Here is a 14,877-nt window from a genome sequence, read left to right as displayed (position 1 = left end):
ATAGGGATGCTCTCGGTACCCTTTAGTTACATCAGCCAGTAAAGAATAGGATGGAAATATCAACAGAAGATTTTACTGTAAAATTTGACCCCGACGCTTCCGACGACTTGGTGGACGCCTGGACTTGGCTTGTGGGTAGGGACAAGACCGTCATAATGGTTTCTGCTATTGGAGACCTGTTCCTGCGCGACGAAAACGGTAAGATCTTTTGGCTAAACGTGGGGGAAGGTAAATTCACTTCGGCTGCCCGCGGGATTCAGGAATTTGACAATCGACTCAAAGATGCCGATCAGGTAAATGAGTGGTTCATGATCGACCTGGTAACAGCACTAAGGGAATCGGGAAAGGAATTAAAAGAGAACCAGGTATATTCTTACAGGAAACTACCCGTGCTAGGCGGAGACTATACTGTGGACAATTTTGAGCCAACGGACATGGAGGTTCATTTTTATTTCGCAGGACAAATTTGCGAACAAATCAAAGACCTGCCTGACGGGACTCGTGTAAATATAACATTTAAGCCGAATGGCAAATAAGACGCCACTCCAAGAAAGATGACAATCATCAAGAACTTGCTTTCTGTATTTCTGCTGCTGGGATGTGTGACCGGTGTTCACGGTCAAACGCTTATGACCGGGGTCCGTGTCCAACCCCAAAGGGTTTCTGTAAATTACTGTGGGATGGGAAGCGAGAAAGCTATGAAACTCATAGCGAGTCGGCAATTTTATTTTCCAAGATCAATGAAGTCGTCGTTGACGTTGAGAAAATTGCTTGAGACAGAGTATGAAATAACAGACAAGGGGTATAATGACGATACGTGCCTCCGATATGTGGGCGACGAGGAATGTTTCTACGAGACCATGCGGATTGAAATAGAAAAGAAATGGGGAAGAGGCTTTTTGGCGACTCAACAGCGCCTGGCGGATCAACTGGATAAAGAGGGCAAGGGGTATTATGAACCACGTGAAAATGGTATGCAGGAGTTGCTCGATCGTTATCTGGCAGAAAATGCTCCCGGTCGCCTGGGAGAAAATGGCTACTCGGTCCGCGTGAAAATATCACCCGAAAAAAGGATAATCGATTTAGAAGTTCTTAGCGGAGGATTGTTCGCTGAGGAGCCCATCCCGCGAAATTCCTGGGTCTACACATTCCTGAAGGGAGCCCTCGATAACATTCCGATCAGTTGTGAGCCCGCCCGATTGAGAGGAAAACCGATAGAATCCTTGATTTATCTTCACGCTTGGTTTTAAAACATGAAAGCATGGCGACTGACAATCTTATTTCTGCTTCTGACGGGCATTTTGCAAGGGCAGCAAAATGATTTTGATCTTGGGAACATAAAGTTTAGGGGTGTAGACTTTGTTGCGACGAAGGATAAGATCATAAAATCATTTGGGCAACCTAAACGGGTTGACACGAACTATGGATGCGGTTTTTTTTCGAACGATCAACCTGGCGGCCCGTTTTATCAATTAGTATACACAAGCTTTAATTACATTGGAAGCGATAGCGGGAAATTTTTCCTTGAAAACGTAACCTTTGATTTAAAAGGTCAGACCAAAATAAAGTATGGGGAAAGTGAATTAAGCGGACAAACTAGTGAAGCTGACTTTATTAAAATATTTGGAAGCAAGGCCAAGGAACTTTTGGAGGAGAGTCCGAATAAAGACACGGTACTACTTTACTCAAAGGACAGTGACGACGGCGCGATATTTACTTTTAAAAATGGCAAACTCTTTAAGTTTGAGTATTGGACGCCCTGTTGACTACTACTATGTAACTTTTGGTGCGGAATAAGTTTAAGAAAATGAAGTTTAGAAAAGCCACACGACAAGACGTTCTCTCTATCATCCAACTACTAGCCAACGATGCGTTGGGACAAGCACGCGAAAGGTATGCAGACCCACTGCCGGAAACTTACTATAACGCCTTTGAAAGAATACATGCCGACCCCAACCAGGAACTAATCGTAGTAGAAGACAGTAGCAATGAAATAATAGGAACGCTACAACTAAGCTTCATCCCCTATTTGACCTATCAAGGCGGCATCAGAGCCCAAATCGAAGCGGTCCGCATCAGGGAAGGCAGGAGAGGTGACGGGCTTGGTCAAAAGATGTTTGAATGGGCCATTGAAAGAGCACGAGAACGAAATGCGCATTTGCTCCAACTAACCACTGACAAACAACGCCCCGATGCCATACGGTTTTATGAGAAGCTGGGCTTCAAAGCTTCTCATGAGGGAATGAAGCTAAATCTGGCAATTGTCGACAGCTATACAACAGGAAAATAGATGAGAACCCTACCATTAATCATTGGAGTATTCTTAGCCTGGAACAGTGTCGGACAGCCGATGCAGGATAAGCATAGACCCCAATTCTATGACTCAACCCTAAACGGCCTACGCCTGAGAGATCGTGCATCAATCGAAAGAATTATGGGGATCACCGACAACATCGTCGACCATGAAACCGAGCAAACCGAGATTGTAAATGAATCAGGAAATCAACTGTTGACCATGATATTTCATCCGGGCGATGTTATCAACGAATTTTCGGAATTCAAGATTGAATACAATAAAGAGAGAAAGCTTCCCAAATTCAGGATCTACGAAAAGGAATTTATTACGGGCAAAGGCATCCGGCTGGGGATAACAAAGGAACAATTATTAAAGACTTTAGGCGAGCCAAAGGAGAAGAAGCAAGATGCCTGGTTGTACTATTACAAACAGAAAAATGGATTATTGTACTTTGGTAATTACTATTTTAAAGACGAAATGCTTGACGGGTTTTGGTTTGGGGAAGAATATCCTTGAGCCAGCGGCCCGGAGAAAAGTTTGATGCGTTGTCTCCGGGCCATTGTCATTCATTTTTCAATCTAACCGCCGGACTTTCCTGCGCCGTCCTCCATCCGTGATAGAGCACGATGACAATCGAGATCACCAGGATCATAACCCCACCCGACGCAAACATCCACCAACTTAAGGGAACGGCATAACTGACGTTGGAAAGCGCCCATTGCGCGATGAAGAACGACGCCGGGATGACCATCAGCAGCGCAATCAGCACCGGTCTGAGAAAATCTTGCGACAACGAAACAAGAACACGAAGCATGCTCGCACCAAATACCTTCCGGATGCTCATCTCTTTGCTTCTTCTTTCGGCCACGAAGCCCGACAACCCGAACAGACCAAGACAGGAAATGAAAATGGTCATGCCTCCGAAAATGGAGATCATCAGGCTGGTGTCTGAAATTTCATGGAAGTGATGTTCGTATTCTTCTTTTGTAAACGAGAAGCTGAACGGAAAATCGGGACTCACCTGCTTGGCGATTTTTTCAATGCGATCGAGGGTGTGACGCCATTGGTTGTTGTTTTGTATGCGCAGATAGAGGTGGGTCATACGTGTAGGATTCAAGTAGACCGCCATCGGTGCGATTTTTCCAAAGGGGTTGTTGTAAACAAAATTTCGCGCGACGCCGATCACGGGGTGGCCGCCCACCATACTTCCGATAGGATTTTGTAGTCCCATCTGGGCAACCGCCGATTCGTTGAGGATGCACCCCGTGACATCACTGGCAAAGGCAGGATCGAAATCCCGTCCCTGGACAATGGAGATACCCATCGTTTTGCTCCAGTCGTATTCCACATCGGCAACCACAACGGAGAGTTCTTCTCCCGGTCGCTTCCCCGGCCAATCCATGCCGGTGACCGCACCACCAGAATAGAGTACGTTATTCGATGCACCGGTGGCTGACCGAACGTTGGGAATTTTCAAGACCTCCGTCTTCAAGTAGCTAAATTTCGCCGCGAGCGTTGAATCCAGGTGAATGGCAACCAGGTTTGATTGCTCGTACCCCATAGGGCGATTTCTGACATGGTCAAATTGAGCATACATAACGATGGTGCCGATGAGAAAGAACACGGAAATGACAAACTGAAAAGTCACCAACGCCCGGCGCAGCCCGCCCCCCTTGCCATTGACCATCCTACCTTTCAAAACCCGGGCGGGCACAAAGCGACTCAGGAACAGCGAGGGATAGCTTCCGGCCAGCAGCGCGGTGACGATCCCAATGCCGAGCGTCCACAACCCGATGGGTAAGCTGGTGAAATCAAAATGAATATTCGAATGCGTCAGCGTGTTGAATGAAGGAATGATCAGCACCGTCAGTGCCAGCGCCGTGAACAACGACAGGAAGGTCATCATAAACGATTCGTTCAGGAACTGGTAAATGATCCACTTCCGGGAAGCGCCCAGTACTTTTCTCACACCCACTTCTCTGGCGCGATGCTCGGATTGTGCCGTGGCCATGTTCATAAAATTGATGCACGCCACCAGCAGCATAAACACACCAAACCCGATCAACATCCGGACCGCCGTGATCCGGCCGCCATCGGGATGGCCGTTAGAGAAACTGCCGTACAAGTATAATCTTTCGAGGGGATAGGCGAACTGCGACACCGTTTTGTCATTCGACCGGGTTTGAAGCAACTCCGTTATTTTATGGTTGAACGAGGGAACATCAGCCGATGGCTGTAGCTGCATCCAGGTCATGATCCGGTTGTCGTCCCATTTTTTGAGCCAGTCGTTTTCGTTTTCGAAGAGCGCGAAGGGGATCACCATTCCAAATTTCACGGTGCTATGATCAGGGATGTTCTCGATCACCGCGCCCACGGTGAGGGAGTGATGCCGGTTGAACACGATGGTTTTTCCGATGGGATCCTCACCGGCGAAAAGTTTCTTCGCCATCTCCCGGGTGATCGCGATGGCAGAATGGCTTTCCAAAACGCTGACCACGTCGCCGGTGAGCGAGGGGAACGTCATGATCTTGAAGAGATCGGGATCGGCGTAGATTCCCGACTCGTACGAGATCTTGTTGTTGACCACTACTTGCTGTTCATCGAACTGGGCCACTCGCGCGGCATATTTTACCTCCGGAAATTCTGTCCGCAACGCCTCCGCCATGGGTCCCGCGGTGGACCATCCCGTGGAAATACCTTCGTTTGTTTTTTGATGTTTCATCAACAAGTGGATGGCCGGCAGGTTGTTGTGAAACTGGTCATACTTGAATTCATTCAGGACGACCAGCAGGATGAGGATGCTGGTGGTAAGCCCCAGGGTGAGCCCCGAAATATTGATGAGCGAGGAGACTTTATTTTTTAACAAAGTTCTCCAGCTCATTTTAAAATAACTTCTCAACATAAAATAGGTAGCTGTTTTTGATGAATGATCATGACGTTTTCTTTTTCCAAACGGACGGAGCAAAGTGAATACCGTCCACACATATCTCCGGCGAGCCTTTCGGATGCCGTATGTTGCTTTCCATTGAATAAAGAATTCCAGTAAGTCGCCCTCAACTTCCTCGAGGCTATCGGTGGATGCGAATTTTCGAAGAAGCGTTTGTGCCCAGCGTGGAGGCTTGTTGTGTTCGGGTGCCATGCGTTTGATTTAATTTCCGGATAGACCTATTACTTTTGCGGGCAAAACTTTCCAGATTTTTTCCCGGAGCTCTTTCAGTTCGCGCAGGGTTCGGCTGCCCAGTGCCGTTATCCTGAAATATCTTTTTCGCCGGCCACCCCGTTCGGCGGTGGCGCCACCCATCTTTGAAGCGATCAGTCCTTTTTCTTCCAGGCGTTGCAGCGTGGTGTGCACGGTATTGAAACCGACTATTCGCCCGGTCTGCTTTTCAATTTCTTGGGTGATCGTCACACCATAAGCATCCTCTTCCAGGAGCGCCGTTATAAGCAGGACGATCTCTTCAAATTCGCCTATCGATGTTCTTTTCATATAGCGTCTTCGATTATATCTGATTTTGTCGATCAAATATAGTGCCATGGCATCAAACCGCCTTCACAACTTGATAAATCGACGATGAGCACCACGCCGGCGTTCAACAATGAACAGTTTGTCGTTTAATCCGAACAGTGACTTGAGGAACGACATCGGATAGATGATTCTCTTTTTGCGTGTCTTGCGTGTGTCTTCTTAGTGTATTCTCCACACTTGACCACTCATGTATAGAATTCGCCGACCTGCGTGTGTGCTTTGTCGCACACGCTAAAATTTCGAGACGATCGTATGATAATTAAAGCAATGTTATTATCATTATCGCTCAATTTAAAATCCCCTATGACCAGGTTCTTCTCTATCTCCCAAACACTGTTCTTCATTCTGCTGGTGGCCGTCACCGCATCCTGTAAACGAGCCAAGGATGCATCACCCGAAGCCATCGCCCAGTTTCAAAATGTCATTCCGATGCCCGACTCGGTTGTCCTCGAAGGAAAAGCATTTGAGTTGACAAAGGAAACGACCATCACGATCTCCGGGTCCGACATCCAACCCATTGGACAATACCTGGCCGACATGTTGAACAAAGGCACGGGATTCAATCTGTCATTGAAAACCAGCGAGAAAGCACCTGAAAGCGGAATATTCCTAACCACATCCGCCGACAGCACGTTGGGCAAAGAAGGATACACGCTCACCATCACGAGCGACCTGGTGACCATTGCCGGAAAACCTGCCGGGATTTTTTACGGACTCCAAACACTTCGCCAGTTGTTCCCCGCGGCCATCGAAAAAGCACCTGCCGCTTCCGCGCAGCCCGCATGGGAAATCGCCACGGGCACCATTCGCGACGTGCCGATGTATAGCTGGAGAGGATCGATGCTGGATGTGGCGCGCCACTTCTTTGGCATGGACGATGTGAAACGCTATATCGATCTGATCAGCTACTATAAAATGAACATCCTCCACTTGCACCTCAGCGACGACCAGGGATGGCGCATTGAGATCAAATCATGGCCCAACCTGACCAAACACGGGGGCAGCACACAAGTGGGCGGCGGCAAGGGCGGCTTCTTCACACAAGAGCAATATGGTGAACTGGTAAACTATGCCAGCAGCCGCTTCATCACCGTCGTGCCGGAGATCGACATGCCCGGCCACATCAACTCGGCGCTGGCGTCGTATGGAGAACTCAATGGGGGCATCCAGGTTCCCAAAGAAGGACGGATAGAACTGGACCTGTCGTCACCCGACATCCTGGGTGCAAAGACCAAACCGACTCAATTGTACACCGGCCGCGAGGTGGGCTTCAGCACGCTGCGGTATAACAAGGAAGAGACGTTCAAATTTATCAACGATGTCGTGCGCGAACTCTCGGCCATCACACCCGGTCCCTACTTCCACGTAGGTGGAGATGAAGCACACGTCACCAAGAAAGATGAGTATATCCAGTTTGTGAACCGCTTCACGGAGATCGTAAAATCCAACGGCAAGAAGATGGTGGGCTGGGAAGAAGTTTCCCAGGGCAACGTGGACGACAACGTGATCGTGCAACACTGGAGCAAAGAAAAATATGCCCTGGAGGCGGTTCAAAAAGGAAGCCTGCTCATCATGTCGCCGGCAAACAAGGCTTACCTCGACATGCAATACGACTCGACTTCCCGCATCGGCTTGCACTGGGCGGCCTACATCGAAGTGGACTCGGCCTATAACTGGGACCCGCTCACCTACTCGCACGGCATCAACCGCGAAAACGTTTTGGGCGTGGAAGCCCCGCTGTGGACGGAAACCGTCGAGAACATGAACGACATCGAGTATCTCGTGTTCCCCCGCCTGCCCGGCTACGCCGAACTGGGATGGTCCACGGGCACAAAGAGCTGGGAAGAATATAAAGTGCGCCTGGGTAAACATGCGCCGCGCTTCAAGGCCTGGGACATTGACTATTACAAGTCTGCCAAAGTGCCTTGGGTGGAGTAGGGGTTAGAATTGATCAAAAAATTGAATATCTTCACCAACGCCTGCCGCCACCGCGGTGGGCGTTGAAACTTTTAACCCTTCCCGGATATGAAAGCCTGCCTTTTTGTTTCGTTCCTTTTCGCCGGTCTGACGGCCGCCGCACAAATTCCTTCCCCTGAAGTGCAAATCAAACTTGCCACCCTGGCGGCGCCGGCCGAAATGCGCGACAAAGCCCTGGTGTATGGCTATAATCAAAAAGGCGAGTTGGTGGTGCTGCGCAAAGGTGAAAACGAAATGATCTGCCTGGGCGACGACCCGAACCAGGCCGGGCTGAGCGTGTCGTGCTATCACAAAGACCTCGAGCCCTTCATGGCCCGCGGACGCGAACTGAAAAAGGAAGGAAAAAAGAACGACGAGGTGTTCACCATCCGCGAGCAGGAAGTGAAGGCCGGAAAACTAGTCATGCCCAAATCGCCCTCAACCTTGTATGTCTACTCGGCCAAAGACGACCAATACGATAAAACCACCGGCGAAGTAAAAGACGGCTACCTCCGCTATGTCATCTACATTCCCTATGCCACCGCCGAATCGACGGGGCTCCCCCTGCAACCCTCCACACCGGGAATGCCATGGATCATGGACCCCGGCACACACCGCGCACATATCATGATCAACCCGGCCCAGAAAAATTAAGAAAAATACGAGCGTAGGAGAGATGCAGTCGTCACGCCATCATCCCAACCCAACGTGAAGGACTGACGCGTTGTGCGCCATGCGTTCTGGAAGATTCGTTATGAAAAAAATATTATTTACACTGTTGACGTTGCTGGCCATCGATGGGTTCGGGCAAACGTGGATCGACTACATGATGGACGACAACCTGACCATCAGCGTCCCGGAGGATTTCGTGCTCATGGACACGCTGGGGCAACGCATCGTACAGGCGCGCATAGACAATGCGTTGATCATGATCCAAAGAATTAAAAATAACGGGGAAACCGTTGTTTATTTCGCAGAGAACCTGACCAAAGCGTATGAAGAATTCCAAGAAGGGATGATCCGGTCGCATAAGGGCGTACTTAAAAGCCAGCAATGGATCGAAGAGAGCCGGGTGCTGTTCAATGAATTTTCATACTACGCGTACTTAGGAGAAGAGAAACAGCTCCGGCATTGCAGGGCGTTATTTATAAACGATAATTGGTATGCCATCCAATTCTGGGAGGTCGAATCCATGACGGACGAGCTGGCACCGGTGCGCGAAAAGCTCTTCACTTCCATAAAACTTCCGGAGGGCGTGAGCCGCGAGAATCAAACCAGCAATGGCGGCGGAGGGAAAACCGTCGTCGAGCGGAAATCAACGGCGTATGAGCTGGGGTATTACGGAGCGATCATCGTGATGATTAATTTGGCGCTGGGATTTGTGGTGGGGGTAGTCCTCGTGATCGTAAAAATCACCCGTAGAAAAAAATCGATCACCAGCACCAACCTGGAAAAGGTCAGGCGTGTAGCGGAGGAGGAGATCACCCTCCCGCAGGAGAATGATCCTTCTAATCTCAACAGTTAAGGACGCGTGTTTTTATTGGAGAGACAGCGTATGAAGTCATTTGAACCGCAGAGGCGCAAAGGACGCAAAGGCAATCTTAGCATCGTCTTTGCGCCCTTTGCGCCTCTGCGGTTCAAAATGATTTAAGAGCCACCTCAATAATTCCGGGCGATCTCCTCAATCCAACCCCTGCACCCAAGCCGAAATGGCCAACCCAATCTCATCGGGCGAATCTTCCTGTAGATTATGAGAACCGGGAACTACGATGTGGGTTTGGTTGGGCCATGCTTTACAAAAAGTCTTATCGATCTCCGATAACGTTCCGGGAGTTGCTTCGATGAACAATTTGGGGATGTTGCTGTGTGTCATAAATTCACCATACCGATTGACGACATCCATCATGTGCGGAGGTTCGTTCTCAATGGGCAGTTGTCGCGGCCAGCTCAGCATGGCCCGTCTTCCTTCACCGGGTTCTAGAAAGGGGCGTCGATAGTTGTCCATTTCCTCCTGCGACAAGGGACGAAGAACAGTCCTTGGAAGATTGACCTCGATAAAGGAATTGTTTTGCAATATCATTTCCTCCCCTTTTTTGGATCGGATGTTCTGGAATATTTCCTGCGCAAAGGGTGGCACTTCCTTCCAGAGGCGCGGTCGGAGGATGGCTTCCATATAGACAATGCCTTTCACCGCATCGGGATGCGAGCGCGTCCAATCAAACGCCAGCGCAGAGCCCCAGTCGTGAACCACAAAGATGATGTTCTTCTTTACGTTCAGCGCCTTCAGAAAACCATCGAGATATTTTTTATTGTTGTCGAACGTGTAGGCCGCGGGATCGGTGAGTTTCTGAGAATCGCCCATGCCGACAAGATCCGGCGCAATGCAGCGGCCCAGGTCTTGTACGTGGGGAATGATGTTGCGCCAGATGTAGGACGAAGTAGGATTCCCGTGCAGGAAAACAATAGGATCCCCGGTGCCCGTCTCGACATAGGCCAACCGCACCCCATCCACCACCTGAAATTTTTTCGCATAAGGAAAAGCCGCCCTCCCGGACGCTTCTTGTGTTTTTGTTGCTTCCATTTTTACTGCTTTTTGAGTTTGACCTGAATTTTGAGCGGGTTTTGTCTGCCCCCACAAAGGCACGGTTATCGACAGCAATCCGCACAGGACCCATGCCGGTTTGACGTTTGCGTTCATTGATTTTTTTTATACAAAAATCAACAAGAGCGAAGCCGGGCCATTGTAAAAAATCATTGATTTTCGATACCGTGGAATTTAGTATCTTTAGTCAAAGCCATCCCATGCCCCTTTCTGGGAGACATTCACCTCTTAAATTCTTTCTCTATGTCGAAATCTGTCGTCCGGTTTTTTAACGTCGTTCTTGCCGGGATCATGGCAGGAATGGTCTTCGGGGTATGGTTGGGCTGCGATCCCAAAAACATGTCTTTTCCAGGCTACGTGGAATACCAGCAAGGCCTCATCGCCGCCTTTAATGTGTTGATGCCGGTCCTGGGCTTGATCGTCATTTTACTCACCGCGCTCTCGGCAGTGCTACAACGGGAAGACAAGGGCACATTCATCGTCCTTCTCCTGGCCATAGCCCTGCTGATATTGAGTGGCCTGATCACGCGGTTCGTAAACCAACCCATCAACGCCATCGTCATGACCTGGAAACCCGAGAGCCCACCCGGCGATTGGATGGCGCTAAGAGACCGATGGTGGTCGTTTCACATCGTGAGGACCCTGGCTATAGGCATGTCATTCTGCCTGGTCACCGCATCAGGCTTGCGACGGTAAAACGCACATCGCGAATGCGGATTTTGATATTTTGAATTATTTCGATAAACTCGTTCAGCAATCTCCGGCAGCCTTGAAAAGATTTTTCTCCATTCTCCTGCTTTCGGTATTCCTCTTCAACGTAATGGGATACTACCCCGTTTTCTGGGGCCTGAAATACCGCGCGAGCATGGAAATGAACCAACGGCTCGACGACGACAACTACAACGCCGACGAAACCGTGACCATCAAGATCCCCCTCACGGTCCCTTATAACACATTCGGCCAGGACTATGAACGCATGACCGGTTCCTTTGAACACCACGGTGAATTCTTCAAACTCATAAAGCAAAAGCTGGAAAAAGACACCCTATACATTGTCTGCATCAAGGACCACAAAGAAAAACAACTCCACGCCGCGTTGACAGATTTCATAAAACTGTCCGCCGACCTCCCCACCTCTTCCCAACAAACCCTGAAATTACTGAGCGGCCTGATCAAAGACTACATCCCCGCCACCCAAACCGTACTCAACCAAAACCGCAAAGCCCTTTACCTCACCTTTGGCACAACACCCGATTTTAGTTTGTTGACAAACAACCTCCCCGTCCCAACACCACCCCCAGACCTTCTCGCCTAAAAAAAACACGGCGCACCCCTGTCATTGACTTCAACAATCGTTGATCTCAATCCGCCTTTGGCAACGAAATAACTCCAAGATTTTTCACACCCATTTCATTGCCCCGAGCCCCGCTCCGTGTCCCCACACCCGACTCCAAACACAACCTACTGGCTACTGAATACTAGCTACTGAATTCCAACTCCCGAATTCTGGCTCCTGGCTTCTGGTTACTGAATACTGGATACTGGATACTGGATACTGGATACTGGATACTTAATACTTAATACTCACGACTAAATACTATTCCCATGGCCCACATCCAACTCCTCAACGACCAACTCCCCGGTATCGTCGGCCTGCTCGACTACCGCCGCGAAACCGCCCAACCCCTCAGCGCCCTCGCCGAAATCCTTCTGCGCGGCGACTCCACGCTCAGCAGTGGCGAACGCGAAATGATCGCTTCGTATGTCTCTTTCAAAAACGAATGCCACTTCTGCCATTCCTCACACGGCGCGGCAGCAGCCGCACACCTGAACAAAGACGCTAACTTTCTTGACGACATCAAATTGGGATTCGTTAAGACACCTGTTTCCGCCAAGCTGCGCACACTGCTGAACATTGCCGCCCACGTACAACAGGGAGGCAAAAAAGTGACGGAAGCCGACATTGCGGCGGCACGAAAAGAAGGCGCTACCGACCGCGAGATCCACGACACCGTTTTGATTGCCGCTGCCTTCTGCATGTACAATCGTTACGTGGATGGACTCGGCACGTGGGCACCTCCTGGAAACGATGCGTATATGCCGATGGGCGAGAAGCTTGCCAAAGAAGGCTATATGGTGTACTGATATTTTTATAAAAAAAACGACAGCATTTAAAAAACGACATTCATGAAAATACCAACCGAACCCATTGGAAGCGTTCCACGGCCTGCCTACCTGGTGCAAGCCCTGGGCGCTTTTTCAAAAGGAGAGATCAAAGCAGACGAATTAACCAGACTCACGGAAAAAGCATTGGCGGAAACCATTCACTTGTTTGAGCAAACCGGTTCGCCGGTCATCAGCGATGGCGAACAATCGAAGCCGAGCTTTGCAACCTATCCCATTGCCGGCATGAAGCAGCTGGCACCCGATGGCGTGGTCATCCCCTTCGCGGATGGTCACACGCGCCAACTTCCCAAACTGACGGGCGGCGCATTTCGCTATCAGACGTACGCCAACAGCTATCTGGACAAGGCCAGGAAACTCACGAAGCTGCCGGTGAAGCAAGCAGTGATCTCGGCATCCGCAATCAGCCTGCTCTATCCGCAAGATGGCATCGCCGGCTATTCGCGCGATCAATTTATACAGGACCTTATCCGCGAAGCGGAAGCCGACATCCGGAAGTGCCTCGACAACGGCGCGTATAACGTGCAGATCGATTTCACCGAAGCGCGGTTGGCCATCAAGCTCGATCCTTCAAAAGGATTGTTGAAGATGTTCATCGATCTGAACAACCAGGTGCTCGACCGGTTCACCGACGCAGAACGCAAACGGATCGGCGTGCACACCTGCCCGGGCGGCGACCACGATTCGACCCATAGCGCAGACGTTCCCTACGAAGAATTGCTTCCCTACCTGTTCGACCTGCACGCCACCAACTTCTATCTCGAATATGCCGGAGAAAAGAATAAACGCGCTGTGCTGGAGGCCATCAAAAAATCGCTCAAGCCCGGTCAACGTGTTTTTCTCGGCGTCACCAACGTGCTCGACCCGCGGGTGGAAACCCCGGAAGAAGTGTGCGACCTGATCGTGGAGGCAGCCAAAGTGATCCCGGCCGATCAACTCGGCACGTGCGACGACTGCGGGTTTTCTCCGTTTGCCGACGATGTATCTACGGCGCGCGAGACGGCTTTCGCAAAGATCAAGGCGCGCATCCAGGGAACGGCACTGGCAGAAAAGAAACTCGGGAAATAGGACGACACATTAAAATAAAAATTTCCATGCCTCATATACCTTTGGATGTGAACCTGCCGGGCATCACCGGCATCCTCAACTACCGGACCGAGACGGCCTTACCCATCCGTCAACTCACCCAGATCTTGCTGCGCGGCGATTCGACGCTCACAGAAGGTGAAAGAGAATTGATTGCCACCGTCGTATCCTATGGCAATGAGTGCCAGTTCTGCACCGCCGCCCACACCGCGGCAGCCGACATATTGTTGGGCGAAAAAGGGACGGCCGAAAAAGTAAAAAAAGATCCGTTACATGCGCCGGTCAGCGAAAAGATGAAAGGCCTGCTCGACATTGCCCGAGCCGTCCAGGTGAGTGGCAAAAATGTGACGACCACCCTGATCGACAAAGCCAAAGCCGCCGGTGCCACCGACCGGGAGATCCACGACACGGTGTTGATCGCCGCCTTGTTCTCGCTCTACAACCGGTTGGTCGATGGATTTGCCAGTGTCACGCCACCGGAGCCTGCCTTTTATGAACGATTGGCCGTGATCCTGAGAGACAAAGGTTATCTGCCATCGGAAAACAGATATGCCGGATTGAAGGCGTAGCGAAAGGTGTCAAGACCGAATGTAAACCTCAGGATCGTAATGGTTCTGAGGTTTTTTATGGCCCATCGGTCACCAACAACACCCGCAACAAGTACGCGACGGTTCCTTATTTTGCGGTAAAGGAAAATAAGTACAAATTAGCAAACACGTTAGGGCAACAGCAATGACGCGAATACCCGCTCATCCGGAGGACACAAAGACATGAAGAAAGTATGGATCGGAATAGTCATAGGATTTCTTTTCTCCTTAGTGGGGTATTATTCTTTAACGCTTTTTTCATCACGGGAGTGGTTGTCAAATGATTTTGCCCAGGTCATCATTAAGAACGAATCGGGAAGGACCTTAAAGAAAATAATGCTTCAACACCGTGAAGGGACATTAGAAGCGCGTGAAGTGAGAGATCATGCGGAGCTGCGTTTCATCTTCGAGAACCAGGGTGAGAATTCATACGAACTGTTGGCAACGTTTGATAACGATTCGACATTGACTGCTGATGGGCCTTATTTTGAACTTGGATACAGGAGCGTCGTAACCGTATCCGATTCAGCTATCGCGATAAAGGACAATTGGGGAAACAAATGACAGATCGGCGCATGCCCATCTTGCTAAGGTAAGATCACCCATTCAACCTTCTTGATACATACGCTGAGCTGCGTGT

17 protein-coding genes are annotated in these 14,877 nt (G+C 50.0%); 14 read left to right on the top strand and 3 right to left on the bottom strand.

The annotated features are described in order from the left end of the window. Positions 1–50: 50 nt before the first annotated feature. The 5 genes from BUB30_RS07520 to BUB30_RS07500 are packed head-to-tail and all read left to right on the top strand — an operon-like array spanning position 51 to position 2,812. A complete protein-coding gene (locus tag BUB30_RS07520; protein ID WP_073132425.1) occupies positions 51–536 on the top strand; it encodes a T6SS immunity protein Tdi1 domain-containing protein in 486 nt (161 codons plus the stop codon). A gap of 18 nt (positions 537–554) precedes the next feature. Then, on the top strand, positions 555–1,250 hold the full coding sequence (locus tag BUB30_RS07515) for a hypothetical protein (RefSeq protein WP_143164805.1): 696 nt from the start codon (positions 555–557) through the stop codon (positions 1,248–1,250). Between the two features lie 3 nt (positions 1,251–1,253). Then, the gene (locus tag BUB30_RS07510) at positions 1,254–1,766 is read left to right on the top strand and encodes a hypothetical protein (protein WP_073132421.1); all 513 of its coding nucleotides are present in this window, start codon (positions 1,254–1,256) and stop codon (positions 1,764–1,766) included. Positions 1,767–1,807: 41 nt separating this feature from the next. Further along, positions 1,808–2,290, top strand: a complete 483-nt coding sequence (locus BUB30_RS07505; RefSeq protein WP_073132419.1) for a GNAT family N-acetyltransferase — start codon at positions 1,808–1,810, stop codon at positions 2,288–2,290. Further along, the gene (locus BUB30_RS07500) at positions 2,291–2,812 is read left to right on the top strand and encodes a hypothetical protein (RefSeq protein ID WP_143164804.1); all 522 of its coding nucleotides are present in this window, start codon (positions 2,291–2,293) and stop codon (positions 2,810–2,812) included. Positions 2,813–2,858: 46 nt separating this feature from the next. On the opposite strand, the gene BUB30_RS07495 is transcribed toward BUB30_RS07500, so the two are convergent. Next, positions 2,859–5,435, bottom strand: coding sequence for an ABC transporter permease (locus BUB30_RS07495; protein WP_073132416.1), 2,577 nt, complete (start codon positions 5,433–5,435; stop codon positions 2,859–2,861). A gap of 9 nt (positions 5,436–5,444) precedes the next feature. Then, the gene (locus BUB30_RS07490) at positions 5,445–5,783 is read right to left on the bottom strand and encodes a PadR family transcriptional regulator (RefSeq protein WP_073132414.1); all 339 of its coding nucleotides are present in this window, start codon (positions 5,781–5,783) and stop codon (positions 5,445–5,447) included. Positions 5,784–6,125: 342 nt separating this feature from the next. On the opposite strand from BUB30_RS07490, the gene BUB30_RS07485 reads away from it, so the two are divergent. The 3 genes from BUB30_RS07485 (at position 6,126) to BUB30_RS07475 (ending at position 9,303) form a co-directional block, all read left to right on the top strand. Beyond that, on the top strand, positions 6,126–7,760 hold the full coding sequence (locus tag BUB30_RS07485) for a beta-N-acetylhexosaminidase (protein WP_073132412.1): 1,635 nt from the start codon (positions 6,126–6,128) through the stop codon (positions 7,758–7,760). A gap of 87 nt (positions 7,761–7,847) precedes the next feature. Beyond that, on the top strand, positions 7,848–8,432 hold the full coding sequence (locus tag BUB30_RS07480) for a hypothetical protein (protein WP_073132410.1): 585 nt from the start codon (positions 7,848–7,850) through the stop codon (positions 8,430–8,432). Between the two features lie 100 nt (positions 8,433–8,532). Further along, positions 8,533–9,303: a hypothetical protein gene (locus tag BUB30_RS07475; RefSeq protein WP_073132409.1), complete on the top strand. Its 771-nt coding sequence runs from the start codon at positions 8,533–8,535 to the stop codon at positions 9,301–9,303. Between the two features lie 156 nt (positions 9,304–9,459). On the opposite strand, the gene BUB30_RS07470 is transcribed toward BUB30_RS07475, so the two are convergent. Further along, positions 9,460–10,359 carry a haloalkane dehalogenase gene (locus BUB30_RS07470; RefSeq protein WP_073134930.1) on the bottom strand — a complete coding sequence of 300 codons (900 nt, stop codon included), beginning with the start codon at positions 10,357–10,359 and terminating at the stop codon, positions 9,460–9,462. 264 nt (positions 10,360–10,623) lie between these two features. Here BUB30_RS07470 and BUB30_RS07465 point away from each other — a divergent pair, with 264 nt between their 5' ends. The 6 genes from BUB30_RS07465 to BUB30_RS07440 all read left to right on the top strand — a co-directional run bounded on the left by BUB30_RS07465 (position 10,624) and on the right by BUB30_RS07440 (position 14,801). After that, complete coding sequence (locus BUB30_RS07465; RefSeq protein ID WP_073132407.1) at positions 10,624–11,076, top strand: anthrone oxygenase family protein; 453 nt, start codon at positions 10,624–10,626, stop codon at positions 11,074–11,076. A 73-nt stretch (positions 11,077–11,149) separates the two neighbouring features. Next, positions 11,150–11,695, top strand: coding sequence for a hypothetical protein (locus BUB30_RS07460; protein WP_143164803.1), 546 nt, complete (start codon positions 11,150–11,152; stop codon positions 11,693–11,695). A 290-nt stretch (positions 11,696–11,985) separates the two neighbouring features. Then, positions 11,986–12,525 carry a carboxymuconolactone decarboxylase family protein gene (locus BUB30_RS07455; RefSeq protein ID WP_073132404.1) on the top strand — a complete coding sequence of 180 codons (540 nt, stop codon included), beginning with the start codon at positions 11,986–11,988 and terminating at the stop codon, positions 12,523–12,525. A 42-nt stretch (positions 12,526–12,567) separates the two neighbouring features. Beyond that, positions 12,568–13,632 (top strand): cobalamin-independent methionine synthase II family protein, encoded by a 1,065-nt coding sequence (locus BUB30_RS07450; RefSeq protein WP_073132402.1) that lies wholly within the window; start codon positions 12,568–12,570, stop codon positions 13,630–13,632. 26 nt (positions 13,633–13,658) lie between these two features. Beyond that, positions 13,659–14,219 (top strand): carboxymuconolactone decarboxylase family protein, encoded by a 561-nt coding sequence (locus BUB30_RS07445; protein ID WP_073132399.1) that lies wholly within the window; start codon positions 13,659–13,661, stop codon positions 14,217–14,219. 201 nt (positions 14,220–14,420) lie between these two features. Continuing rightward, positions 14,421–14,801, top strand: a complete 381-nt coding sequence (locus BUB30_RS07440) for a hypothetical protein (RefSeq protein ID WP_143164802.1) — start codon at positions 14,421–14,423, stop codon at positions 14,799–14,801. Positions 14,802–14,877: the final 76 nt, after the last annotated feature.

Origin of the sequence: Chryseolinea serpens, from assembly GCF_900129725.1 — a bacterium.
In the GTDB taxonomy this organism is placed as follows: Bacteria; Bacteroidota; Bacteroidia; order Cytophagales; family Cyclobacteriaceae; genus Chryseolinea; species Chryseolinea serpens.
Note: the sequence above shows the minus strand (reverse complement) of the source record. Positions and strands in the feature narration are given on the sequence as shown.

Excerpts from the sequence above, each read along its gene's own strand:
- BUB30_RS07500 (WP_143164804.1), top strand. The coding sequence starts at position 2,291 with ATGAGAACCCTACCATTAATCATTGGAGTATTCTTAGCCTGGAACAGT.
- BUB30_RS07440 (WP_143164802.1), top strand. The coding sequence starts at position 14,421 with ATGAAGAAAGTATGGATCGGAATAGTCATAGGATTTCTTTTCTCCTTA.
- BUB30_RS07510 (WP_073132421.1), top strand. The coding sequence starts at position 1,254 with ATGAAAGCATGGCGACTGACAATCTTATTTCTGCTTCTGACGGGCATT.
- BUB30_RS07515 (WP_143164805.1), top strand. The coding sequence starts at position 555 with ATGACAATCATCAAGAACTTGCTTTCTGTATTTCTGCTGCTGGGATGT.
- BUB30_RS07485 (WP_073132412.1), top strand. The coding sequence starts at position 6,126 with ATGACCAGGTTCTTCTCTATCTCCCAAACACTGTTCTTCATTCTGCTG.
- BUB30_RS07455 (WP_073132404.1), top strand. The coding sequence starts at position 11,986 with ATGGCCCACATCCAACTCCTCAACGACCAACTCCCCGGTATCGTCGGC.
- BUB30_RS07450 (WP_073132402.1), top strand. The coding sequence starts at position 12,568 with ATGAAAATACCAACCGAACCCATTGGAAGCGTTCCACGGCCTGCCTAC.
- BUB30_RS07490 (WP_073132414.1), bottom strand. The coding sequence starts at position 5,783 with ATGAAAAGAACATCGATAGGCGAATTTGAAGAGATCGTCCTGCTTATA.
- BUB30_RS07495 (WP_073132416.1), bottom strand. The coding sequence starts at position 5,435 with ATGGCACCCGAACACAACAAGCCTCCACGCTGGGCACAAACGCTTCTT.
- BUB30_RS07505 (WP_073132419.1), top strand. The coding sequence starts at position 1,808 with ATGAAGTTTAGAAAAGCCACACGACAAGACGTTCTCTCTATCATCCAA.
- BUB30_RS07520 (WP_073132425.1), top strand. The coding sequence starts at position 51 with ATGGAAATATCAACAGAAGATTTTACTGTAAAATTTGACCCCGACGCT.
- BUB30_RS07445 (WP_073132399.1), top strand. The coding sequence starts at position 13,659 with ATGCCTCATATACCTTTGGATGTGAACCTGCCGGGCATCACCGGCATC.
- BUB30_RS07465 (WP_073132407.1), top strand. The coding sequence starts at position 10,624 with ATGTCGAAATCTGTCGTCCGGTTTTTTAACGTCGTTCTTGCCGGGATC.
- BUB30_RS07470 (WP_073134930.1), bottom strand. The coding sequence starts at position 10,359 with ATGGAAGCAACAAAAACACAAGAAGCGTCCGGGAGGGCGGCTTTTCCT.
- BUB30_RS07480 (WP_073132410.1), top strand. The coding sequence starts at position 7,848 with ATGAAAGCCTGCCTTTTTGTTTCGTTCCTTTTCGCCGGTCTGACGGCC.
- BUB30_RS07475 (WP_073132409.1), top strand. The coding sequence starts at position 8,533 with ATGAAAAAAATATTATTTACACTGTTGACGTTGCTGGCCATCGATGGG.